General features: G+C 72.4%; 16 protein-coding genes. 9 read left to right on the top strand and 7 right to left on the bottom strand.

The genetic code is table 11. The annotated features are described in order from the left end of the window. Positions 1 to 80 precede the first annotated feature (80 nt). Both ABZ990_RS08510 and ABZ990_RS08505 read right to left on the bottom strand, forming a co-directional pair. The gene (locus tag ABZ990_RS08510) at positions 81 to 1,019 is read right to left on the bottom strand and encodes an ABC transporter permease (protein WP_361227557.1); all 939 of its coding nucleotides are present in this window, start codon (positions 1,017 to 1,019) and stop codon (positions 81 to 83) included. Between the two features lie 11 nt (positions 1,020 to 1,030). Further along, on the bottom strand, positions 1,031 to 2,038 hold the full coding sequence (locus ABZ990_RS08505) for an ABC transporter ATP-binding protein (protein ID WP_361227555.1): 1,008 nt from the start codon (positions 2,036 to 2,038) through the stop codon (positions 1,031 to 1,033). A 314-nt stretch (positions 2,039 to 2,352) separates the two neighbouring features. On the opposite strand from ABZ990_RS08505, the gene ABZ990_RS08500 reads away from it, so the two are divergent. From ABZ990_RS08500 to ABZ990_RS08475, 6 genes are all read left to right on the top strand, one after another. Further along, a complete protein-coding gene (locus ABZ990_RS08500; protein WP_361227297.1) occupies positions 2,353 to 3,255 on the top strand; it encodes a M24 family metallopeptidase in 903 nt (300 codons plus the stop codon). 101 nt (positions 3,256 to 3,356) lie between these two features. After that, positions 3,357 to 5,147 carry an SDR family oxidoreductase gene (locus ABZ990_RS08495; RefSeq protein WP_361227553.1) on the top strand — a complete coding sequence of 597 codons (1,791 nt, stop codon included), beginning with the start codon at positions 3,357 to 3,359 and terminating at the stop codon, positions 5,145 to 5,147. Positions 5,148 to 5,301: 154 nt separating this feature from the next. Next, positions 5,302 to 6,249 carry a MerR family transcriptional regulator gene (locus ABZ990_RS08490; RefSeq protein ID WP_361227551.1) on the top strand — a complete coding sequence of 316 codons (948 nt, stop codon included), beginning with the start codon at positions 5,302 to 5,304 and terminating at the stop codon, positions 6,247 to 6,249. An 89-nt stretch (positions 6,250 to 6,338) separates the two neighbouring features. Next, on the top strand, positions 6,339 to 6,881 hold the full coding sequence (locus ABZ990_RS08485) for an RNA 2'-phosphotransferase (protein ID WP_361227294.1): 543 nt from the start codon (positions 6,339 to 6,341) through the stop codon (positions 6,879 to 6,881). Between the two features lie 183 nt (positions 6,882 to 7,064). Further along, positions 7,065 to 7,967 (top strand): LLM class flavin-dependent oxidoreductase, encoded by a 903-nt coding sequence (locus ABZ990_RS08480; protein ID WP_361227291.1) that lies wholly within the window; start codon positions 7,065 to 7,067, stop codon positions 7,965 to 7,967. A gap of 156 nt (positions 7,968 to 8,123) precedes the next feature. Next, positions 8,124 to 8,984 (top strand): Cof-type HAD-IIB family hydrolase, encoded by an 861-nt coding sequence (locus ABZ990_RS08475; protein ID WP_361227288.1) that lies wholly within the window; start codon positions 8,124 to 8,126, stop codon positions 8,982 to 8,984. 170 nt (positions 8,985 to 9,154) lie between these two features. Here the strand turns inward: ABZ990_RS08475 and ABZ990_RS08470 are convergent, their stop codons facing one another. The 5 genes from ABZ990_RS08470 to hisC form a co-directional block, all read right to left on the bottom strand. Further along, positions 9,155 to 10,864, bottom strand: a complete 1,710-nt coding sequence (locus tag ABZ990_RS08470; RefSeq protein WP_361227285.1) for a GAF domain-containing protein — start codon at positions 10,862 to 10,864, stop codon at positions 9,155 to 9,157. A gap of 20 nt (positions 10,865 to 10,884) precedes the next feature. Next, on the bottom strand, positions 10,885 to 14,658 hold the full coding sequence (gene cydD / locus ABZ990_RS08465; RefSeq protein WP_361227282.1) for a thiol reductant ABC exporter subunit CydD: 3,774 nt from the start codon (positions 14,656 to 14,658) through the stop codon (positions 10,885 to 10,887). A 91-nt stretch (positions 14,659 to 14,749) separates the two neighbouring features. Beyond that, on the bottom strand, positions 14,750 to 15,754 hold the full coding sequence (gene cydB / locus ABZ990_RS08460; protein WP_361227279.1) for a cytochrome d ubiquinol oxidase subunit II: 1,005 nt from the start codon (positions 15,752 to 15,754) through the stop codon (positions 14,750 to 14,752). An 18-nt stretch (positions 15,755 to 15,772) separates the two neighbouring features. Next, on the bottom strand, positions 15,773 to 17,275 hold the full coding sequence (locus ABZ990_RS08455) for a cytochrome ubiquinol oxidase subunit I (RefSeq protein ID WP_361227276.1): 1,503 nt from the start codon (positions 17,273 to 17,275) through the stop codon (positions 15,773 to 15,775). Between the two features lie 557 nt (positions 17,276 to 17,832). Continuing rightward, positions 17,833 to 18,906 carry a histidinol-phosphate transaminase gene (hisC, locus tag ABZ990_RS08450; protein WP_361227549.1) on the bottom strand — a complete coding sequence of 358 codons (1,074 nt, stop codon included), beginning with the start codon at positions 18,904 to 18,906 and terminating at the stop codon, positions 17,833 to 17,835. Positions 18,907 to 19,364: 458 nt separating this feature from the next. On the opposite strand from hisC, the gene ABZ990_RS08445 reads away from it, so the two are divergent. The 3 genes from ABZ990_RS08445 (at position 19,365) to ABZ990_RS08435 (ending at position 23,324) form a co-directional block, all read left to right on the top strand. Further along, positions 19,365 to 20,471 carry a LacI family DNA-binding transcriptional regulator gene (locus tag ABZ990_RS08445; protein ID WP_361227273.1) on the top strand — a complete coding sequence of 369 codons (1,107 nt, stop codon included), beginning with the start codon at positions 19,365 to 19,367 and terminating at the stop codon, positions 20,469 to 20,471. Between the two features lie 440 nt (positions 20,472 to 20,911). Next, positions 20,912 to 22,246, top strand: a complete 1,335-nt coding sequence (locus ABZ990_RS08440) for a metallophosphoesterase (RefSeq protein WP_361227270.1) — start codon at positions 20,912 to 20,914, stop codon at positions 22,244 to 22,246. 157 nt (positions 22,247 to 22,403) lie between these two features. After that, complete coding sequence (locus ABZ990_RS08435; RefSeq protein WP_361227267.1) at positions 22,404 to 23,324, top strand: hypothetical protein; 921 nt, start codon at positions 22,404 to 22,406, stop codon at positions 23,322 to 23,324. Positions 23,325 to 23,395: the final 71 nt, after the last annotated feature.

Raw genomic sequence — 23,395 nt, 5'->3', positions numbered from 1 at the left:
GTGAAGGGGGCGGGTACCGGGGCTGAAGAGGGAGCGGGCGCCGGGACCGGGGCTGACGTGGGTGCGGGGGCCGGGGGCGGTCACAGGCCGACCTTCCGGTAGCGGCGCATCAGCACCCCGTACGAACCGGCGATCAGGGCGAGGACGACCAGCAGATAGACCACGCCCGCCCCGGCGCCCGGCGCCGCGGCGTCACGGCCGGGGAACGCCGAGGTCCCGCCCAGGAAGGCCGAACTCACCCCGTCGATGAGGGTGATCGGCGAGAAGAGGCCGATCCACTTGATGACGCCCGGGTTGTCGGTGCCGTAGGCGATGCCCTGGAGCGTGGAGACCGCCCCGTACGAGATCACCAGCGTGGCGATGACGGCGGCGACGCCGAACCCGCGGCGCGGGGTGAGGGCGGCCATGACGAGGCCGATGCCGCCGAAGAGCAGCGACAGCAGGGCCACCGACGCGAGGCCCTCACCGAACATCTTCGTCTGCGTGGCGAAATCCATCTTGGCGAGCAGCGATCCGATCCACATGATCAGGAGGGGCGAGGCGGTGAGGACGAACAGCGCCGAGGCCATCGCGCCGAACTTGGCGAGGACGTAGTCGACGCGCTCGATCGGGCGGGCGAAGTACAGCGGCACGGTACGGAACCGCAGATCGCGGGAGACGGACTGCGGGGCCTGGGCGGCCACGAAGATGCCGATGACCATCTGGAGGTACACCGCGTACTCGGTGTAACCGACGTTCAGCTTCGACGCCTTGGTGAACACCGCGACCGCCACGACGATCAGCGCGGGCATGCACATCACGCCGGCCAGCAGCATCGGCAGCACCTTGGACTTGGCGCTGCGGCCCAGTCCGTACGCGCCGCGCAGCGACTGCGAGAACAGCGCCTGGCGGGCGGCGGCGCGGCCGAGGCGGGGGCCGTCGTAGCCGCGGTATCCGATGTTGTGGATACGGGTGGCCTCGGGGCCGGAGCCGCCGGGGGCGCCCGCCGGGGCGGGGCCGGGGGCAGGGGCAGGGGACATCGGGGATGTCGTCATCGCGTCGGCACCTCCTTCTGGTTCTGCGGGTCCTGCCCGTGCGGCTGCGGCTGCGCCTGGGCCTGGGCTTGGTCGGCGGAGGTGAAGACCTCGGCGATGTGGTGGCGGCGCTGTTCCATGCGGACCAGGCCGAGCCCGAGGCCGGCGACGGTGTCGCGGACCAGGTCGTACGTCTCCTCGCCGGGCGCGTCCAGGAGCAGGATGTGCCCCGCGCCCGGCAATCCGTCCTCCACGCCCGCGTGGAGGGTGACTCCGGCGGCGGTGAGCGCGGCGCGCAGGGCCTCCGTGCCGTCCGGGTGCGCGTCGGAGTCGGTGACCTCGACCGCGAGGGTGGCGGTGGTGCGGGTGAAGTCGCTGGTGGAACTGGAGCGCAGGAGCCGGCCGCCGTCGATGACGACGACGTGGTCGCAGGTCCGCTCCAGTTCGCCGAGCAGATGCGAGGTGACGAGGACCGAGATCCCGAAGTCCGTCCACACCCGCCGGATCAGACCGAGCATCTCGTCGCGGCCGACCGGGTCGAGGCCGTTGGTCGGCTCGTCGAGCAGCACGAGGCGCGGGTCGTGGACGAGGGCCTGGGCCAGCTTCACCCGCTGCTTCATGCCGGTCGAGTAGCCGCCCATCGGGCGGTAGCGCTCCTCGTACAGGCCGACGTGGCGCAGGGTGTCGGCGGTCCGCTCGCGGGCGGCGGTCGCGGGCAGGCCCGACATCCGCGCCATGTGGACGACGAACTCGGTGGCCGAGACGTCGGGCGGCAGGCAGTCGTGTTCCGGCATGTAGCCGACCTGCTCGCGGATCCGGCCGCCCTCGGTGGCGACGTCGAGCCCGAGGACTTCGGCGCGGCCCTCCGTGGCCGGGGACAGACCGAGCAGGATCTTGATCATCGTGGACTTGCCGGCTCCGTTGGCGCCCACCAGTCCGGTCACACCGGGCCCGATGTCCAGGGAGAGCCGGTCGAGAGCGGTCACCCGGGGGAACCGCTTGCTGAGGCTTTCGGTCGCGATCACAGTCACGGAATCGACGGTAGTGGCGTGCGTCACGGCCGTCGTCAGACCAGCGGTCCGATCCGTCTCCGCCTCCAGGTGTACGGGGCCTTAGGGGCCGTCCGGCGGACTGAGGAGGGACAAGTCCCGGGGGGCGTACGGCGGATCTCGGCCGGGGCCGGGGCCGGGGGCGGGTGAGCCGGCCGGCGGCCTGGGTGCGTTGTCCACAGGCTCGCGCACACCCCTTGACGCAGCCGCCGACCATTGTCACATTCATCAGTGTCAAGTTACGGCTACGTAGCGCAGCCGGCGCTGAGCGGGACGGGCGGGGTGGTGGCATGGCATCGACGGGTACGGCGGGTGGCACGGGAACGAGGCCGGGGCCGGGGACGGGTTCGGGCACGGTGGCGGCGCGTGAACTCGACGCGGAGCTGCGGGGGTTCAGGGAGACGCAGCGGCTCGCGTACGCGTGCGCGGAGGCGGTCGCGGCCCAGCTGAAGCCGGGGGTGACCGAGCGCGAGGCGGCGCGGATGCAGCGCGAGTGGCTGTACGAGCGCGGGGTGAAGGACTGGTTCCACCGGCCGTTCGCCTGGTTCGGCGACCGCACGGCCTTCGCCGGCTTCAAGATCCCGCTCCAGTTCTTCCCCACCGACCGCCGCCTGGAGGCGGGGATGCCGTTCATCCTCGACATGGCCCCGGTGTACCGGGGTTACACGGCGGACATCGGCTACTCCGGCTGTCTCGGGCTCGACCCCCTCCACGACAAGCTGCTCGCCGATCTGGCGGAGCACCGCACCCTGATCCTCCGCGAGGTGCGCGAGCGCCGCCCCCTGCGGGAGATCTACGAGGACGTGGACCGCCTCATGGTCCGCCAGGGGTACGAGAACCGGCACCGCGCCTATCCCTTCGGGGTCATCGCCCACAAGGTCGACCGGGTGCGCGAACGGCGCTGGGCGCCCACGCTGTTCGGCTTCGGCACCCAGTCCCTGAAGGGCCTGGCGAGCGACGCGCTGCACGGCCACCGGGACGGCTGGTCGCCGCTGTGGTCGCCGTACAAGTTCTCCGATCACCCGCCCAAGCCGGGCCTCTGGGCGGTCGAACCGCACCTCGGATTCCGGGGCACGGGCGCGAAGTTCGAGGAGATCCTGGTGGTCACCGACTCCCGGGACCCCGAGGAGAGCGCGTTCTGGCTGGACGACGACCTGCCGCACGTACGCCGCTGGAACGAGACGGCGGCATGAGCGACACGACCGACACCGCCGCCACGGGCGCCACGGGCGCCACGGGCAAGCCGTACGACACGAGTGACGACAGTGGACGAGGAACGGGAAGGGGAGGTCCGATGACGGCCGACACCGGGCTGAGCGGGGCGCGCGAGCGCCGGGTCCGTACGGGCGGGATCGAGCTGTGCGTGGCGGAGCTGGGCGACACGAGCCGGCCGACGGTCCTGCTCGTCCACGGCTTCCCGGACTCCAAGGAGGTGTGGTCCGAGGTCGCGGCGCGGCTCGCCGAGCGCTTCCACGTGGTGCTGTACGACGTCCGGGGCCACGGCCGTTCGACGGCGCCGCGCCCGCTGCGCGGCGGCTTCACCCTGGAGAAGCTGACGGACGACTTCCTGGCCGTCGCGGACGCGGTCAGCCCGGACCGGCCGGTCCATCTGGTCGGCCACGACTGGGGTTCGGTGCAGTCCTGGGAGTTCGTGACGGTGGCACGGACCGAGGGCCGGATCGCGTCCTTCACCTCGATGTCCGGCCCTTCGCTCGACCACTTCGGGCACTGGATCAAGAAGCGGATGACCCGGCCCACCCCGCGCCGGCTGGGCCAGCTGCTCGGCCAGGGCGCCAAGTCCTGGTACGTGTACGCGCTGCACACCCCGAAGCTGCCCGAACTGGCCTGGCGCGGACCGCTCGGCAAGCACTGGCCGGCACTCCTGGAGCGGATGGAGGGTATCCCGGCGGGCGGCTACCCGACCGCGTCGCTGCGGTCGGACGCGGCCAACGGCGCCTGGCTCTACCGCGACAACGTGCGCTCCCGGCTCACCCGCCCGCGCCCCGACGCGTACGCCCACGCGCCCGTCCAGCTGATCACGCCGACCGGTGACGCGTTCCTCTCCGAGCGGCTCTACGACGACCTGGGCGACTGGGTGCCGGACCTGACCCGGCGCACCCTGCCGGTCAAGCACTGGGTGCTGCGCACCCGGCCCGACCAGCTGGCCGCCTGGATCACCGAGTTCGTCGACCGGCACGAGGAACCGGCGGCAGCGGCCCCGAAGCCCGCGGCGAAGCGCCGGACCCGGCCCGTGTACGCGGAGCGGTTCGGCGGCCAGCTGGTCCTGGTGACCGGTGCCGCGAGTGGCATCGGCCGGGCCACCGCGTTCGCCTTCGCCGAGGCGGGCGCGCGGGTGATCGCGGTGGACCGGGACGCCGAGGGCGCGGCCCGTACGGCAGAGATGTCCCGGCTCATCGGGGCGCCCGCGGCCTGGGGCGAGACCGTCGACGTGGCCGACGAGCAGGCGATGGAGAAGCTGGCCGCGCGGGTGACCGAGGAGTACGGCGTGGTCGACGTGCTCGTCAACAACGCGGGCATCGGCCTCACCGGCTCCTTCTTCGACACCACGAGCGAGGAGTGGCAGCGGGTCCTCGACGTCAATCTGTGGGGCGTGATCCACGGCTGCCGGTTCTTCGGGGAGCGGATGGCCGAGCGCGGACAGGGCGGCCACATCGTCAACACGGCGTCCGCCGCGGCCTTCCAGCCGTCCCGCGCGCTGCCCGCGTACAGCACCTCGAAGGCGGCGGTGCTGATGCTGAGCGAGTGCCTGCGGGCCGAACTCGCCGAGCGGGGCATCGGGGTCTCGGCCATCTGCCCCGGCATCGTGAACACCGCCATCACCTCCACCGCCCGGTTCGCGGGCGTGACGGACGCGGCGGAGGAGAAGCGGCGCCAGAAGAACGCGTCGCGGCTGTACGGGCTGCGCAACTACCCGCCGGAGAAGGTCGCGGAGGCGATCCTGGGCGCGGTACTGCACGACCGGGCCGTGGTGCCGGTGACCCCCGAGGCGCGGGGCGCGCACGCGCTGTCCCGGCTCTCGCCGGGGGTGTTGCGGGCGTTCGCGCGCTGGCAGCCGCCGGCGTAGACGCGGTTCCGCGCCCCCGGCGGCGCGGAGCCGTCGGGGGACCCGCCCCGGCAAGCCGTCCGTACGTCCGGGCCTCCGTACGTCCGTACGTCCGGACGGAGGTCCGGGGGCGGGTCGTACCATCGGGTGGAAGGATCGGTCGGTGGGAGCGGATGTGTCGGAGCAGTCGGTACCCCCGGAGTACCGGATCGAGGATCTGGCCCATCGCAGCGGGGCCACCGTGCGCACCATCCGCGCCTACCAGGACCGGGGCCTGCTGCCCCGTCCCGAGCGCCGCGGCCGGTCGAACGTCTACGGCGAGACGCATCTCGCCCGGCTCCGGCAGATCGCGGATCTGCTCGACCGCGGCTACACCCTCGCCTCCATCAAGGAACTCCTGGAGGCGTGGGACGCCGGGCGCGGTCTGGGCGGGGTCCTCGGGCTGGTCGCCGAGGTCGACGGGCCGTGGACGGACGAGGAGGCCGACCGGATCTCGCGCGCCGAGCTGGACGCGCGGTTCGGCGGCGAGCCGGACGAGGACGCGGTCCAGGAGGCCATCGAGCTGGGTGTCCTGGAGCGCGTGACGGGCCGGGAGAGCGAGGAGTACCTGGTTCCGAGCCCCCAGGAGCTGGCGGTGGCCGCCGAGTTGTACGCCGCGGGGGTGCCGCTCGGGGCGATCACCGGGCATCTGCGGGAACTTCGCGGCCAGGTCGAGCACATCGCCGCCCGTTTCCTGGAGTTCACGAGCGAGCACGTCTTCGCGCGCTATCTGGAACACCGTCCGCCGACGGACGCGGACGCGACCGAGGCCGCGACCCTGGTCCGACGGCTGCGGCCGCTCGCCCAGCAGACCGTGGACGCCGAACTGGCACGCGCGATGCGCCTGTTCGCCACGGCCCACCTCCAGTTCCATCTCTCCCCGGACGCCCCGGTGCCCGGCGGCCGCGAGCCGCGCGCGGTGACCCTGCCCGCCGAGACGATCCGGGCCGTGCGGGAGCTCGTTGGCGAGCGGAACGTGTCGGCGTTCATCACGGCCGCCGCCGAACGGGAAGTCCAGACACGGACATTGGATGCACTCACCTCAACTCGGGCAAAGGGCAACGAAATCCCCCAAATAGACTGAAAGTGCGGCCGGGTTGTCCACAGAATCGCCAACTAGCCTGTGGATAAATCAACTTGCCTGTGGATCAAACCTGGGGATTCAATGAATTCGTGAAGGACGAGAAACGCGTGGTGAGAGTGTCGAAATACCTCTCCAAACATCTGCGCCACCAACCCGACCGCCTCGGACTCGTCCTCGACCCACACGGCTGGACCGAGATCGACACCCTCCTGCGCGCCGCCGCCGCACACGGCTTCCCGATCACCCGCGCCGAACTCGACCACGTGGTCGCCGCCAACGACAAGAAGCGCTTCACCGTCGAAGGCACCCGTATCCGCGCCGCCCAGGGCCACACCGTCCCGGTCGACCTGGACCTGCCGCCCGCCGAACCGCCCGCGTACCTCTACCACGGCACGGTCGCCACCCGGCTGCCCGCGATCCGGGAAGAAGGGCTGCGCTCCATGGCCCGCCACCATGTGCACCTCTCCCGAGACCGCGAGACGGCCACCCGGGTCGGCGCCCGCCGCGGGCGCCCCGTGGTCCTCGCCGTCGACGCCGGCGCGATGCACCGGGACGGCCACGTCTTCCACGTCAGCGCGAACGGCGTCTGGCTCACCACCGCCGTACCCCCGCGGTACATCCGCTTCGCCTGATCCACGGCACCGAGACCGGCGTGGTCCCTCTCGCCCCGGTGACCGCCGTCACCGCGCCCGGCCGCCGCCCTTCCTGGGAGCCCCGACGTGGTCCCGCCGCACTCCCGCCCCAGCCCCTCCACGGTCCTGACCAGGCCCGGAGCGGCCGCCTCGTCTCCGGCGCGCCCGACGTAGGCTCGATGCATGAACCTGCGCCTGAGCACCCTGATCCTCCCCACCCGACGATGGGCCGAGGGGGGCCGCGCCACCTGGCAGCGGGCCGAGGAGCTCGGTTTCCACGCCGCGTACACCTATGACCACCTGTCCTGGCGGACCTTCCGCGACGGCCCCTGGTTCGGCGCGCTGCCGACTCTCACCGCCGCCGCGACCGCGACGGACCGGCTGCGTCTGGGCACCATGGTCACCTCGCCGAACTTCCGGCACCCGGTGACCCTCGCCAAGGAGCTGATCACGCTCGACGACATCTCCGGTGGCCGGATCACCCTCGGCATCGGCGCGGGCGGCAACGGCTTCGACGCCACCGCGCTCGGCCAGGAGCCCTGGACGCCGAGGGAGCGGGCGGACCGCCTCGCCGAGTTCGTCCCGCTGCTCGACCGGCTGCTCACCGAGGACGCGGTGACCGAGCCGGGCGCCTTCTACTCGGCTCACGAGGCCCGCAACATCCCCGGCTGCGCCCAGCGCCCCCGGCTGCCGTTCGCGGTCGCCGCGACCGGCCCGCGCGGGCTGCTGCTCGCCGCCCGCCACGGTCAGGCGTGGCTGACGACCGGCGACCCGAAGCTGTACGAGAACGGCACCCCCGAGCAGTCGCGGGAAGCGCTCGCCATCCAGGGCGAGAAGCTGGAAAAGGCCTGTGCCGAGGTCGGCCGGGACGTCTCGGAAATGGACAGGATCCTTCTCCACGGCTTCACCCCGGACCGGAACGCGCCCCTGGAGTCCCTCGACGCCTTCGTCGACTTCGCCGGCCGTCACCGGGAGCTGGGCTTCACCGAGATCGTGATCCACTGGCCGGTCGCCGACTCCGTCTTCGCCGCCGACCAGGACGTTTTCGAGCAGATCGCCACCGAGGCCCTCGCCCAGCTCGGCTGACCCGACCGCCCCGGCGCACGATCCCCGGCCCGTCGGCACCCGCCCCTTGTCCCCCAGGGCGCCGACTGGCCGGAAACCGCCGGGCTCCGGCCCGCTCCCGTACTCAAATGTGCGGGCTTCCGCACGCACGTGCGCGTTGTGCGGAACAATGAAGCGGTGACTCCCTCTGACTCCGCGCACCCCGAGAACCGGTCCGTCCGCCTGATCGCCACCGATCTCGACGGCACTCTGCTGCGGGACGACAAGACCGTCTCGGCGCGCACCGTCGCGGCCCTCGCGGCCGCCGAGCAGGCGGGTATCGAGGTCTTCTTCGTCACCGGCCGCCCGGCCCGCTGGATGGACGTCGTCAGCGACCACGTCCACGGTCACGGCCTCGCCATCTGCGCCAACGGCGCCGCGGTGGTCGACCTGCACCGTGGAAAAACGTTTCTGGACGTGCGCCCGTTGATGCGGCCCACCGCTCTGGACATCGTCAAGGCGCTGCGGACCACCGTCCCCGGCACCACCTTCGCCGTCGAGATGACGACCGGCATCCACTACGAGCCGGACTACCCGCCGTTCTTCCTCGACCCGGGCGCCACCGTCGCCGACGCCGAGAAGCTCCTGTTCGAGGACGCCCCCGGCACCGGCGACCCCGTCCTCAAGCTGCTCGCCCAGCACCCGGACCTCGACCCCGACGCCTTCCTCGGCACCGCCCGCGAGGCCGCCGGCGCGCTCGCCTCCTTCACCCGCTCCAGCCCCACCGCGCTCCTGGAGATCAGCGGCCTCGGTGTCTCCAAGGCCTCCACCCTCGCCCGGTGCTGCGCCGAGCGCGGGATCACGCCCGAGGAGGTCGTGGCCTTCGGCGATATGCCCAACGACATCGAGATGCTCGGCTGGGCGGGGCGTTCCTACGCCATGGGCAACGCCCATCCCGACGCCGTCGCCGCCGCCACCGGCGTCACCGCGGGCAACAACGAGGACGGCGTGGCCCTGGTCATCGAACGCCTCGTCGCCGAATCGGTCCTCGCCCGCTGATCCCCCGGGCCCGGCACGGGCCCCAGCCCTGCCTCCGGCCCCCGGACCACCCGGCACGGGCCCGCCTCCTGGCCCGCGTCACACCGGCGCCACACCGGCACCGCACCACACCACACCACGTTCAGCCGCCCCGCCGTCCCGGCCTCCGGGCAACGCCCCGGGAGCCCAGGTCAGAGCGGCGCCTGCCACACCACCGTCGTCCCGGCCCCGTCCTCGCCGATGCCCGGGTCGCACCAGCTCGCGCCGCCGAGCGACTCGGCGCGCCGGGCCAGATTGCGCAGACCGCTGCGCCGGCCCCCGGACGGGATCCCGATCCCGTCGTCGGCCACCGACAGCCGGACCCCCGGGGTGCCGTCCGCCAGCGTGACCGTGGCGTCCAGGACCACCTCGATCCGGGACGCCTCCGCGTGCCGGAAGGCGTTCGACAGCGCCTCGCGCAGCGCGGCGATGAGGTTCTTGCCGGTCAGCTCGCCGACGGTCGCGTCGATCGCGCCGAGGAAGCGGTGCGCGGGCTTGAAGCCGAGCGGCACGGCCGCCGTGTTGATCTCCCGCAGGACCCGGGTACGCAGCCCCGAGGGCGCCTCGGCCGGCCCCTGCTGGAGCGCGAAGATCGCCGTACGGATCTCCTGGATGGTCACGTCCAGCTCGTCGACCGCCTTGCCGACCCCGTCCCGCACGGCGGGCACGATCGACTTGCGCTGGGCGCTCTCCAGCATCATCCCGGTGGCGAACAGCCGCTGGATGACCAGGTCGTGCAGATCGCGGGCGATCCGGTCGCGGTCCTCGTAGACGGCGAGCCGCTCCCGGTCCCGCTGGGCCTCGGCCATCATCAGCGCGAGCGCCGCCTGCGAGGCGAACTGGGCGGCCAGGGTCCGCTCCGCCTCCGTGAACGGCCGCGCGCCCCGGGCCCTCGGCACCGCGAGCGCCCCGAGCACCCGGCCGCCGCTCTGCAGCGGCAGCAGCATCGCGGGCCCGTACTCCGCGGCGAGCGGGGTGGCCATCCGGGGATCGCCGGCGGCGTCGTCGAGGAACACCGCCTCGCCCTCCAGCAGACTCTCCGTCACCGGACTCTCGGGCGGGATCACCAGGCCGAGCGTCCGGCTCGTCTGGTCGGTGGAGACGGCGACGACCTCCAGACCGCCTTCCTCGGCCGGCAGCAGCACGATGCCCGCGCCGGCGTCGGCGAGCCGCCGGGCCTGCTCGGCGACGACCGTGAGCGCGTCGTCGGCGTCCCCGCCGGAGAGCAGGGCGGTGGTGACGGCGACGGAGCCGTCGATCCAGCGCTCGCGCTGCCGGGCGGCCTCGTACAGCCGCGCGTTGCCGATGGCGATCCCGGCCTCGGTGGCGAGCACCCGGACCATGTGGACGTCGTAGTCGTTGAACTCGCCGCCGTCGTTCTTCTCGGCGAGATAGAGATTGCCGAAGATCTCGCCCTGCACCTTGATCGGGACACCGAGGAAGGTCCGCATCGGCGGATGGCCGGGCGGGAACCCGGCCGCACGCGGATCGGCCGCCACATCGGCGAGCCGGATCGTCCGCGGATCGCGGATGAGCGCGCCGAGCAGCCCGGCGTGCCCGTCGGGCCGGTGGCCGATCCGGCGCGCGATGTCCTCACTGACGCCGTAGGTGACGAAGTCGGACAGGCCGTCGCGCTCCTCGTCGACGACGCCGATGGCCGCGTACCGGGCGCCGGCGAGCGCCGCCGCCGTCTCGCAGATCCGGTCGAGGGTGGTGTGCAGTTCGAGGCCGGTGCCGACGGAACGCATCGCCTCCAGGAGCAGCGGCACGCGCGCGGTCAGTTCGGTCGACAGACCGCGCAGACCGCGGGTCGCCTGGGTCGCGGCGTCGAGCGGGTCCGGTACGTCGGGCGCGGCGGTCATGACCGTGAGCCTCTTGATTCCTATGGGGCGGCGGCAGTCGGCTGGGCGGACCGCGCGGGGGCCGGGGACGCGGACCGGTCGTCCGGCGCGGTCCCCGGTACGAAGGTAGCGGCGGCGTCGGCGGCGGTCGCGGCGGCCCCGGTCACGAGCAGCGAATCGCTCGCCCGCTCCCGCTCCCGCATCCGCCGCAGCGGCCCGTCGGCCGCCGCCAGGTCCGCGTACGGTCCGCGCTGCGCGATCCGGCCCCGGTCGAGGACGATCACCTCGTCGACGGCGTCGAGTCCGTGCAGCCGGTGGGTGATGAGGACGGTGGTGCGTCCCTCGGTGGCCCGCAGCAGATCGTCGGTGAGCGCGTCGGCGGTGGCCAGGTCCAGGTGCTCGGCCGGCTCGTCGAGGACGAGGACGGGGAAGTCGGCGAGCAGCGCCCGGGCGAGCGCGAGGCGCTGCCGCTGACCGCCGGAGAGCCGCGAGCCGTGCTCGCCGACGAGCGTGTCGAGCCCGTCGGGCAGGGTGTCCACCCAGTCCAGGAGCCGGGCGCGGCGCAGGGCGTCGCGCAGTTCGCCGTCGCTCGCCCCGGTCCGGGCGAGCCGCAGGTTCTCGCGCAGCGTGCTGTCGAAGAGGTGGGCGTCCTGGGCGCACAGGCCGACGAAGCGGCGGACGTCGTCGCCGTCGAGGTCCCGGGCGGGGACGTCGCCGATCCGGTACGCACCGGACTCGGTGTCCAGGAAGCGCAGCAGCACCTGGGCGAGGGTCGTCTTGCCGGAGCCGGACGCGCCGACCACGGCCACCCGGCGCCCGGCCTCCAGCCGGAGCCCGAAGCCGTCCAGCGCGGGCCGGTCCGCTCCGGCGTACCTCGCCGTGAGCCCGTCCAGTTCCAGCGGGAACGGACTCGCCGGGGGAGCCGCGGGTGCGGCCGGCTCGGGAACGGGGACGGGGGCGTCGAGCACGTCGAGGACCCGCTCGGCGCTGCGCCGCACGCGCTGGCGGTACTGGAGGGCGAGAGGCAGCCCGGTGACGGCCTCGAACCCGGCGAGCGGGGTGAGGACGACCACGGCGAGCGCGACGCCGTCGAGCCGGCCGTCCCGCACCGCCTGGACGCCGACGAGCGCGGCACCGGCCACCGTGAGGCCGCAGACCAGGGCGGACAGACCGGCGCTCAGCGCGGTGGCGGCGGACTGCCGGGAGGCGATGGCGGTGAGGGTACGGTCGGCCGCGGCGGCCCGTTCGACGCGGCCCTTCAGGGCGCCGGCGACGGTGAGTTCGGCGCAGCCGCTCAGCAGGTCGACCACGGTGGTGGTGAGCGTGCCGCGCGCGGGGGCGAGCCGCCGTTCCGCGCGCCGGGCGAGCACGGCGCCGGTCAGCGGCACGGCGACGCCGGCGAGCAGCAGTCCGGCGGCGAGGACCGCGCCGGCCTCGGGCAGCAGCCAGGCGGTGAAGGCGACCGATCCGGCGCCGACGACCAGTGCGGCCCCGGCCGGGAGGAGCCAGCGCAGCCAGTAGTCCTGGAGCGCGTCGACGTCGTGCACCAGCCGGGCCAGCAGATCGCCGCGCCGAGTGCGGCGCAGTCCGGCGGGCGCGATCCGCTCCAGCCGGCGGAAGACGGCGACCCGCAGATCGGCGAGCATCCGCAGCACGGCGTCGTGCGAGACGAGACGCTCGGCGTAGCGGAACACGGCGCGCCCGATGCCGAAGGCGCGGGTCGCGGTCACGGCGACCATCAGATAGAGCACGGGAGGCTGTTCGGACGCCCGGGAGATGAGCCACCCGGACACCGCCATGAGGCCCACGGCCGATCCGAGCGCCAGGCTGCCCAGCAGCAGCGCGAGCGCGACCCGCCCCCGGAGCCCGCCCGCCATCGCCCGCACCCGGCCGAACACCCGCCGCGCGGACGGCGCCCGGCCCACGGCGCCGGCGTCCATGAAGCCGGAGCCAGAGCCGGAGCCCAGAGAGCCGGTGTCGGTGGAGCCGGAACCCATGAGGCCGGTGTCCACGGCGCCGGTGTCCAGGGAGGACACGGACTGCCGGGATTCCACGACCGCGGGAGCGGCCGGAGCGGTCCCCGCTCCCCCGGGGCCGGCGGCCACGGACGCGAGCGGCACGGTCCTCGCGCCATCGGCCACCGCATCGCGCACGGCCCCCTCGGGCGCCCCGAACTCCTCGGCCGCGCCGATCCGCACCACCCGGTCCGCGACCGCGAGCAGCGCCGGCCGGTGCACGACCAGCAGCACCGTACGGCCGACCGCGAGCCGGCGGACGGCGTCCACGACACCGGCCTCGGTGTCCCCGTCGAGGGCGGCGGTCGGCTCGTCGAGAAGCAGCAGGGGCCGGTCCGCGAGGAACGCCCGGGCCAGCGCGAGCCGCTGGCGCTGACCGGCGGAGAGACCGGCACCGTCCTCACCGAGCAGGGTGTCGGCACCCTCCGGCAGATCGGCGACGAACCCGTCCGCGCCGGCATCGCGCAGCGCCTGCCGGACCGCCGCGTCGGAGGCATCCGGCCGGGCCAGCCGGACGTTCTCCGCGATGGTCCCGGCGAAGAGATGCGGGCGCTGTGGCACCCACGCGATCCGCGAGCGCCACTCCTCCAGGTCCAGCGAGGCGAGATCGGCGCCCCCGACCCGTACCGAACCGCCCGCCTCCGGGCGGGTGAAGCCGAGCACCACGTCGAGCAGGGTCGACTTGCCGGCGCCGCTCGGTCCGACGAGGGCCACGGTCTCGCCGGGTTCGACGGTGAGCGAGGCGCCGGCGGGCGAGGCCGTGGTGCGGCCGGGGTGCCGTACCGTCACCCGGTCGAGTTCGAGCCGTACGGACGCGGGCACCGCCCCCGTACCGCCGGCGGGCACCGGCTGTTCCAGGACCTCGAAAATCTCCTCGGCGGCGGCCAGTCCCTCCGCCGCCGCGTGGAACTGCGCACCCACCTGTCGCAGCGGCAGATACGCCTCGGGCGCCAGGATCAGGATGACGAGCCCGGTCGTGAGATCGAGAGTGCCGTGCACCAGCCGCATTCCGGTGCCGACCGCGACGAGCGCGACCGACAGCGTCGCGAGCAGTTCCAGGGCGAAGGAGGAGAGAAAGGCGATCCGCAGCGTCCGCATGGTCGCCCGCCGGTACTCGGCGGTGATCTTCCGGATGTTCTCGGCCTGCGCCTTGGCCCGGCCGAACACCTTGAGCGTCGGCAGACCGGCCACCACATCGAGGAAGTGCCCCGAGAGCCGGGACAGCAGCTTCCACTGACGGTCCATCCGGGCCTGGGTGTACCAGCCGATGAGGATCATGAAGAGCGGGATGAGCGGCAGGGTCACCACGATGATGGCCGCCGAGATCCAGTCCTCGGTGACGATCCGGGCGAGCACCGCCACCGGCACCACGACCGCGAGCCCCAGCTGGGGCAGATAGCGGGCGAAGTAGTCGTCGAGCGCGTCCACGCCCCGGGTGGCGAGCGCGGCCAGCGAGCCGGCCTTCTGCCCGCCGAGCCACCCGGGCCCGAGCGCCGCGGCCTGCTGGAGAAGCCGGCCGCGCAGTTCGGACTTGACCGCCGCGCTGGCCCGGTGGGCGGCCAGCTCGGTGAGCCAGGAGACCAGCCCCCGCCCCACCGCCACGATCGCCAGCAGCACCAGCGGTGTGGTGAGACCGGAGACCGGCAGGCCCTTCTGGAAGGCCCCCACCACGACATCGGCGATCAGCATCGCCTGGGCGACGATCAGCACCGCCCCCACGAGGCCGAGTCCGACCACCGCCAGCAGGAAGAAGCGGGTCGCCCGAGCGTGACGGAGCAGACGCGGATCGATCGGTTTCACGTGAAACATCCTTCCCCGGGGGCGATGTTTCACGTGAAACACCGCCCCGGAGAGGGCCGGCCCCTCAGGAGCCGGCCGGGCGGAGAGAGGGTCAGTGCGCGGCGTCGGCGATGTGCTGCGTGCCGATCCGCTTGCGGAACACCCAGTAGGTCCAGCTCTGGTAGAGCAGCACCAGAGGCGTCGCGATGGCCGCGCACCACGTCATGATCTTGAGCGTGTACGGGCTGGACGACGCGTTGGTCACCGTCAGGCTCCACGCCTCGTTGAGCGTGGACGGCATGACGTTCGGGAACAGCGTCAGGAACAGCATCGCCACCGCCGCGACGATCGTGACGCCCGAGAGCATGAACGCCCATCCCTCGCGTCCGATCTGATTCGCCCCGATCGCGCCGACCAGCGCCACCACGGCGACCAGCATCGCGGCGAGGCTCCAGCCGTCACCGTGGTTCAGCTGGGTCCAGATGAGGAAGGCGAGCGCGAGCAGCGCCGTGACGATCCCGAGCTTGAGCGCGAGCGCCCGGGCCCGGTCGCGGATGTCGCCGACCGTCTTGAGCGCCGTGAACACCGCGCCGTGGAAGGTGAAGAGGGTGAGCGTGACCAGGCCGCCGAGGATCGCGTACGGGTTGAGCAGATCCCAGAAGTTGCCGACGTACTCGAAGTCCTGGTCGATCTTCACGCCCCGGACGATGTTGCCGAAGGCCACACCCCACAGGAACGCGGGGACGAGGGAGGTCCAGAAGAGGGCGTGCTCCCAGTTGCGCTGCCACTTCTCCCCGGACCGCTTGGCCCGGTACTCGAAGGCGACACCGCGCACGATCAGACAGAGCAGGATGATCAGCAGCGGCAGATAGAAGCCGGAGAAGAGCGTGGCGTACCACTCGGGGAAGGCGGCGAAGGTCGCACCGCCCGCGGTGAGCAGCCACACCTCGTTGCCGTCCCAGACGGGTCCGATGGTGTTGATGAGGACGCGCTTCTCGGTCCGGTCCCGGGCGAGCAGCTTGGTGAGGATGCCGACTCCGAAGTCGAATCCCTCCAGGAAGAAGTAGCCGATCCAGAGGACCGCGATGAGTACGAACCAGACGTCGTGGAGTTCCATGCCTCGATCTCCTGAGCCTCAGTACGAGAAGGCCATGGGGCGGTCGGCGTCGTCCCCGCCGATCCGGGTGGGCGGGTTGAGGTCGTCCTCGGTCAGCTCGGGCGGGCCGGCCTTGATGTACTTGACGAGCAGCTTCACCTCGATCACGGCGAGAATCGCGTAGAGGGCCGTGAAGAGGCTCATCGAGGTGATCACCTCACCCTGGGAGACCCCGGGGGAGACGGCGTCGCGGGTCTGCAGCACCCCGAAGACGGCCCACGGCTGACGGCCCATCTCGGTGAAGATCCAGCCCCACGAGTTGGCGATCAGCGGGAAGGCCAGCGTCCACAGGGCCAGGATCCAGTAGGCGTGGGCGAGCTTGGGGCTGAGCGCCTTGTTCTTGAACGGCACCAGATGCGGCACCTCGTCCTCGCCCGTCCGCAGCGCGGGGGCCAGCCAGAACCTCTTGCGGGTCAGCCAGAGTCCGACGAGTCCGATGAGGAAGGACGACATACCGAAGCCGATCATCCACCGGAAGCTCCAGTACGTGGTGGGGATCATCGGCCGGTAGTCGCCGGGCCCGAACCGCGCCTGCTCTTCCTTGTTGATGTCGTTGATGCCGGGGACATACGAGCTGAAGTCGTTGTCGGCGAGGAAGGACAGCAGACCGGGGATCTCGATGGCCACGGTGTTGCGGCCCTTCTCGACGTCTCCGTAGGCGAAGACGGAGAACGGCGCACTGTCCTGGCCGTCCCACAGCGCCTCGGCCGAGGCCATCTTCATCGGCTGCTGCTTGAACATGACCTTGCCGAGCGTGTCACCGCTGAGCGCGGTGAGCAGACCGGCGACCACCACCGTGACCAGACCCAGCCGGAGCGAGGTCTTCATCACCGCGACATGGCGCTTGCGGGCCAGGTGGTACGCGGCGATGCCGACCATGAAGGCGCCACCGGTGAGGAAGGCCGCCGAGAGGGTGTGGAAGACCTGGTTGAGGGTGGTGTTCTGAGTGATCACCAGCCAGAAGTCGGTCAGCTCGGCGCGTCCCCGCTGGGGGTTGAACCGGTAGCCGACCGGGTGCTGCATCCAGGAGTTGGCGGCCAGGATGAACCACGCCGAGGCGATGGTGCCGATCGACACCATCCAGATGCAGGCGAGGTGGATCTTCTTCGGCAGCTTGTCCCAGCCGAAGATCCACAGACCGATGAAGGTCGACTCGAAGAAGAACGCGATCAGCGCCTCGAAGGCGAGGGGGGCGCCGAAGATGTCGCCGACGAAGCGGGAGTAGTCGGACCAGTTCATGCCGAACTGGAACTCCTGCACGATGCCGGTGACGACACCCATGGCGATGTTGATCAGGAAGAGCTTGCCCCAGAACTTGGTGGCCCTGAGGTACTTCTCCTTGTCGGTGCGCACCCAGGCCGTCTGTAGACCTGCCGTGAGCGCGGCGAGTGAGATCGTCAGCGGGACGAAGAGAAAGTGATAGACGGTGGTGATGCCGAACTGCCAGCGCGCCAGTGTCTCGGGCGCCAAAGCGAGGTCCACGTCTGCTCCTTACATCGCCGTGGTCACATCGGCAGTCTGCCCCTTTGATCCCACACATTCCTGGAGGAACAGGGACACGCTTGTGAACGCGTTCACATTCACAAGCATTATGGCTCATATGCAATACGTCCCTTCGGCCGGGGTCCCCTACCCGGGGTCACCCCCCGAGCGGGACCTTCGCCACCTTCCCTCCGGCCACCCACACCGCGCTGACCAGGGCTTTTATCCGAAGAGCCGAGCAACCGCCCCGGGACACCGGACCGAAGGGGTGACCCTGCGCGGTGGCCGGATCCCGTGGCGCGCGCCACAGAGGACGTGTACCCACGATTTCCGGCCATGCCGAAGGCCGTCGAACGGCCCCCGGACGGCCTCCGGGAGGCCCGTCGCGCCGAGGACCGGTCGCAGGACCGGGGCCGAACGGCCTGACGAGGCACGGCACCGCGCGGCTCGAATTCATCGGGCCCCGGAGCACGGCCGGCCCGGGAACGGCGACGGCCCCGGGGCGGTCGCTTTCACGACCGGCCCCGGGGCCGTACCAACCGGAAAAGGTGCGGGCGTCACGCGTCCTTGCGGAAGCCCTCCGCCGCCTTCAGGAACAGGTCGTTCGCCTCGTCCTCGCCGATCGTGACGCGCACGCCCTCACCGGCGAACGGCCGGACGACCACGCCCTGCCGCTCGCACTCGGCGGCGAACTCCATGGTCCGCTCGCCGAGCCGCAGCCAGACGAAGTTCGCGTGGGTCTCCGGCACGGTCCAGCCCTGGGCCACGAGGCCGGCGTGGACCCGCTCGCGCTCGGCGACCAGCGCGCCGACCCGCCCGAACAGCGCGTCCTCGGCCCGCAGCGAGGCCACCGCGGCGTCCTGCGCCAGCTGGCTCACGCCGAACGGGACCGCGGTCTTGCGCAGCGCGGCCGCCACCGGCTCGTGCGCGACGGCGAAGCCCACCCGCAGGCCGGCCAGTCCGTACGCCTTCGAGAAGGTCCGCAGCACCGCCACGTTCGGCCGGTCGCGGTACAGCTCGATGCCGTCCGGAATCTCGGCGTCGCGGACGAACTCGCGGTACGCCTCGTCGATCACCACGAGCACGTCGGAGGGCACCCGGTCCAGGAAGCGCTCCAGCTCGGCCCGGCGCACCGCGGTGCCCGTGGGGTTGTTGGGGTTGCAGACGAAGATCAGCCGGGTCCGGTCGGTGATCGCGGCGGCCATCGCGTCGAGGTCGTGCACCTCGCCGTCGGTGAGCGGCACCTTCACCGAAGTCGCCCCGCTGATCTGGGTGATGATCGGGTACGCCTCGAAGGACCGCCAGGCGTAGATCACTTCGTCGCCCGGGCCCGAGGTGGCCTGGAGCAGGGACTGCGCCACGCCGACCGAGCCGGTGCCGGTGGCCAGGTGGGAGACCGGCACGCCGAAGCGGTCGGCCAGCTCCTGCGTCAGACCCGTGCAGGCCATGTCCGGGTAGCGGTTGAAGTCCGCGGCCGCGGCGAGGGTGCTCTCCATCACGCCGGGCAGCGGCGGATAGGGGTTCTCGTTGGAGGACAGCTTGAAGGCGACCGGGCCACCGGCGGCGGCCGGCTTGCCCGGCTTGTAAGTGGGGACGCCGTCCAGTTCGGCGCGAAGCTTCGGGCCTGCCACATCCGCCCCGGGGATCCCGCTGGTCTCGCTCACAGTGTGTCCTCCTCCGTACCTGTCACCAATACTGCTCACCTTATGAGGATTCGGCTCCGCTGCGAATGGCCTGGGAACAACTGGCAGGGGACAACTCGGGGCGCTCGGGGGCGAGCCGGGCCCGCCGGGGCGTGGCGAGGGGCCCGTCGGCCCGCTCTTCCTCCAGGGGGCGCACATCAAGATGGCGCGCGCCGGTGGCGGGCGCCGTGGCGCGCGTCCCCCATAGAGGTGAGTTGAGACCTCTTCGAGACCTCCACCTCTCGCCAGGCACATCGACGCAAGGGGCCGCAGGACCTATGGCGACATCCGAAATACCCTTGCTTTCCAAGGGGATTGACCCTGCATTACCTTGCAGAAACGTGCCTCTCGATGCCTGCATATGCGCGCGGCCCGACCCACCCGCATCGCCCTACTATCGGCTCGCCATGACAGCAGCAGGGAAGCACCAGGTGAGCCGGGCACAAACCCGGGGAACCCGGCAGGGCCGGGCGGGCATCCGGGACGTGGCCGCCGCCGCCGGGGTCTCCATCACGACTGTCTCCGACGCACTCAACGGCAAGGGCCGGCTCCCGGACGCCACCCGCCGTCACGTCCGCGAGGTCGCCGACCGACTGGGCTATCGCCCCTCGGCGGCCGCCCGCACGCTCCGCACCGGCAAGTCCGGCCTCATCGGCCTGACCGTGACCACGTACGGGGATGAACCTTTCACCTTCACGGAATTCGCCTATTTCGCGGAGATGGCCAGGGCCGCCACCTCGGCCGCGCTCGCCCGCGGCTACGCGCTGGTCATCCTGCCCGCCACCTCCCGTCACGACGTCTGGTCGAACGTCGCCCTCGACGGCACCGTCGTCATCGACCCCTCCGACCACGACCCGGTCGTGACCGAACTCGTCCGCCAGGGCCTGCCCGTCGTCTCCGACGGACGCCCCGCCGGCACGCTGCCGGTCACCGCCTGGGTGGACAACGACCACGAGGCCGCCGTCCTCGATCTGCTCGACCACCTCGCGGCCGCCGGCGCCCGCCGGATCGGTCTGCTCACCGGGACGACGACCGACACGTACACCCGGCTCTCCACCACCGCGTACCTCGACTGGTGCGCGCGGGTGGGCCAGGACCCCGTCTACGAGGCCTATCCGGCGCACGATCCGTGCGCGGGCGCCATCGCGGCCGACCGGCTGCTCGCCCGCCCGGACCGCCCCGACGCCGTGTACGGGCTCTTCGACCCCAACGGCACCGACCTGCTCGCCGCGGCCCGCCGCTACGGGCTGCGGGTCCCGGACGACCTGCTGCTCGTGTGCTGCAGCGAGTCCACGGTGTACGCCACCACCGAACCGCCCATCACGACGCTCTCGCTCAAACCGCGCCGGATCGGCACCGCCGTCGTCCAGCTCCTCATCGACGCCATCGAGGGGATCGAGACGGACGGTCCAGTCGAGCGGGTGATACCGACGGAGCTGATCGTCCGTACCTCGTCGCAGCGACGGCCGCCGCGGACGACGGTGAGCCCGCCCCGCTCTCCCTCGAAGGACTGAAAACCGTCAAGCGCCGAAAAGGGCCGCCCGGACCGTGCGAAAACCGTGACGGACCCGGGCGGCCCGGCCCGAGAGGGCACCGGGAGCAGCGGCCCCGCGAAGGGGAACGACACGGCCCGAGGGGGGCCGGGCGGGGGACAGGCTCCGGGCGCGGCCCGGAGCCCCGGGGCGGGCGGGGGAGCCGGGGGACGCGTGAACCATTCGGCCCGGCATCGGTCGCACGCGGTCGCACACCGCGACGCGGCCCGGGCCGAGCCCTGAACCGGATCTTCCTAATTCGGGCGAAACGGCCGGTGAACCCGGAGTGGACCCGGATTCACCACCCCTGGTGCGTCACACAGGAGGACGCTCATTCCTATGATGGGCGGACGACACCGCGGACCATCACGACCAGGCCGGTCCGCGATGTGCAGGGCATCGCGACGGTGGTGGAGGGGTCGATGACACAGGGGGACGGGCAGGAACCCGTAGTGCGCACGGCGACGTTGCGTGACTTCCGTGTACCTCCGTACGCCAAGGTGCCCGTCCAGGGGCAGCCCGCCGACCCGCGGACCGCCCCGGCGCACGCCCCGGCTCCCGCGACCGCGCCCGTGGCTCCCCTGCCCGCGGACGCCACGCTCCACCTGGGCAGCCTCCCGCTCGGACACCCCCTGAACCCGTACCGGGGCGAGGAGTCCGAGCCCTACGACGTCTTCGCCGCCGGAGCGCCGGCCGCCGCGCCCGCCCCCGCGCACGCGCCGGTCGCCCCCGGGACCGTCCCCGAACCCCTCGCACCGGCCCCCGCGCCCGTGGCGCGGACGACCGACGGGCACCCCGGGAACGCCTTCCCCGAGGACGCGCTGCCCGAGGGGTACACCCCCACCGAGCGCGACCTGCCGGTCATCAACCGCGGCGACACCGTCCAGGTGCACGTCGATCCGCTGCCGCGCCCCGACGCCCAGGCCTCCGACGGCCGCGGCCCGCTCTATGTCGTGGGCGACGTCCACGGCTATCTCGACGAGCTGGTGGCGGCCCTGCGCGCCCAGGGCCTCATCGACGAGAACGGCGGCTGGGCCGCGGGCAACGCCCGGCTGTGGTTCCTCGGCGACTTCACCGACCGGGGTCCGGACGGCATCGGCGTCATCGACCTGGTGATGCGGCTGTCCGCCGAGGCCGCGGCCGCCGGCGGCTACTGCAAGGCCCTGATGGGCAACCACGAGCTGCTGCTGATCGGCGCCAAGCGCTTCGGCGACACGCCGGTCAACTCCGGCGCCGGCACCGCCACCTTCCAGGCCGCCTGGCTGCTCAACGGCGGCCAGAAGCACGACATGGACCGCCTCCAAGACGTCCACCTCCAGTGGATGTCCCGGCTCGACGCCGTCGTGGCGGAGGACGACCACCTGCTCCTGCACTCGGACACCACCGCGTATCTCGACTACGGCGCGAACATCGAGGACGTCAACGACACTGTCCACGAGATCCTCACCCGTAACGACGCGGACGAGGTCTGGGACCTCTTCCGGAAGTTCACCAAGCGCTTCGCCTTCCGCGACGAGGCGAGCGGCCCGGGCGCCGTGCGCGAGCTGCTCGCCACGTACGGCGGCCGGCGGATCGTGCACGGTCACAGCCCGATCCCGTACCTCCTCGGCCAGGTCGGCACGGAGGACGGCGGGGAGGACGAGCGCCCGGTCGTCGACGGCCCGCACGTCTACGCCGACGGTCTGGCCATCGCGATGGACGGCGGAGTGACCATGGCCGGAAAGCTACTGGTCGTCCAACTCCCCCTGCCCGCCTGAGGCATAACCGTACGCACCCGGGGAATCCGAACCCCGGGACGCCCCGCCACCACACGCCACGTGCTCCCGGCCGGTGCCTCCGTGGCGGGTCCTCCTCCGTTTCCGCCCGACCGGCAGTCTTTTCCGGCCGGTTTTGGCCCCCACGGAGCATCGGGGGATGCGCATGTACGTGGCCCCACATCTGCTGACCGAAGACCGCCTCGCTTTCGAACAGACCCTCGACGACGTGCTGCACGCCCTGGCCGGCGCGGAGGTTCCCGGCAGGGATGTCCCCGGCCCGGCCGGAGCCGCCCGGCCCACCGTCGCGCAGCTGCGCGCACGGGCGCTGGAGGCCGTGGAACCGATCACGACCACCGCCGCGACCGAGTACGACCACTTCATACGGGTGCGCGAACAGGCCCGGGCCCGTACACGAGCCGGTGAACAGGCCCATGAGCAGGCCGGTGAGCAGGCCCGTTCCGTCCACGGAGGCGGCGATACGGCAATGCGCCCCGCCCACGCGCGCGGGACGGAGCTCGTCACCGCCCTCACCGTCCTCGCTCCCCTCCTCGCGGGCACGGCGGCCACGATCCTGCTCCTGGCCGGGGCGGTCCTCCGGCTCGTCGAACCGGCTCCCGCCTTCGCGGACACCCTGCTCACCACGGGCCTGTACTTCGGCGCCGGCGCGGCGGCCGGGCTGCTGTGCGGGGCGATGGCCCTGGTGATCACGGCCCTGCGCAACGGAACCGCCCAGGCCGGGAATCCGGCCGCCACCCCCACCCCCACCCCCACCCCCACCGCGGCCACGACCACGACCACGACCGCCGACGACGAGACCGCGCGCGCCGAGGAGGCCTGGCGCCGGGCGCTGCGGGACCGGGGGATCGTCCCCTTCCTCCGCGACGCCCGCGCCCTGCCACCGATCCCGGACGAACACCGGGGGAACCCGGAGGCCCAGGAGGACCCGGTGCACCCGGCTCCGGGTACCGGCCGCCTCCCCCGGTCCGCCTCCAGCGCCCCGGACTTCACCGGACCCGACTTCACCCGCCCTGGCTTCACCGGGCCGGACCTCGGCGCGCCGGGGCACGACCCCGGCTGATCACCGGCCGTCCGCCGTCGATCAGCCGGTCGCCCGGTCGCCGGCGGGCCGCTCGATCAGCCCGCCGGCCG

It is taken from the genome of Streptomyces sp. NPDC046203 (assembly GCF_040646255.1).
Lineage (GTDB): Bacteria > Actinomycetota > Actinomycetes > Streptomycetales > Streptomycetaceae > Streptomyces.
Note: the sequence above shows the minus strand (reverse complement) of the source record. Positions and strands in the feature narration are given on the sequence as shown.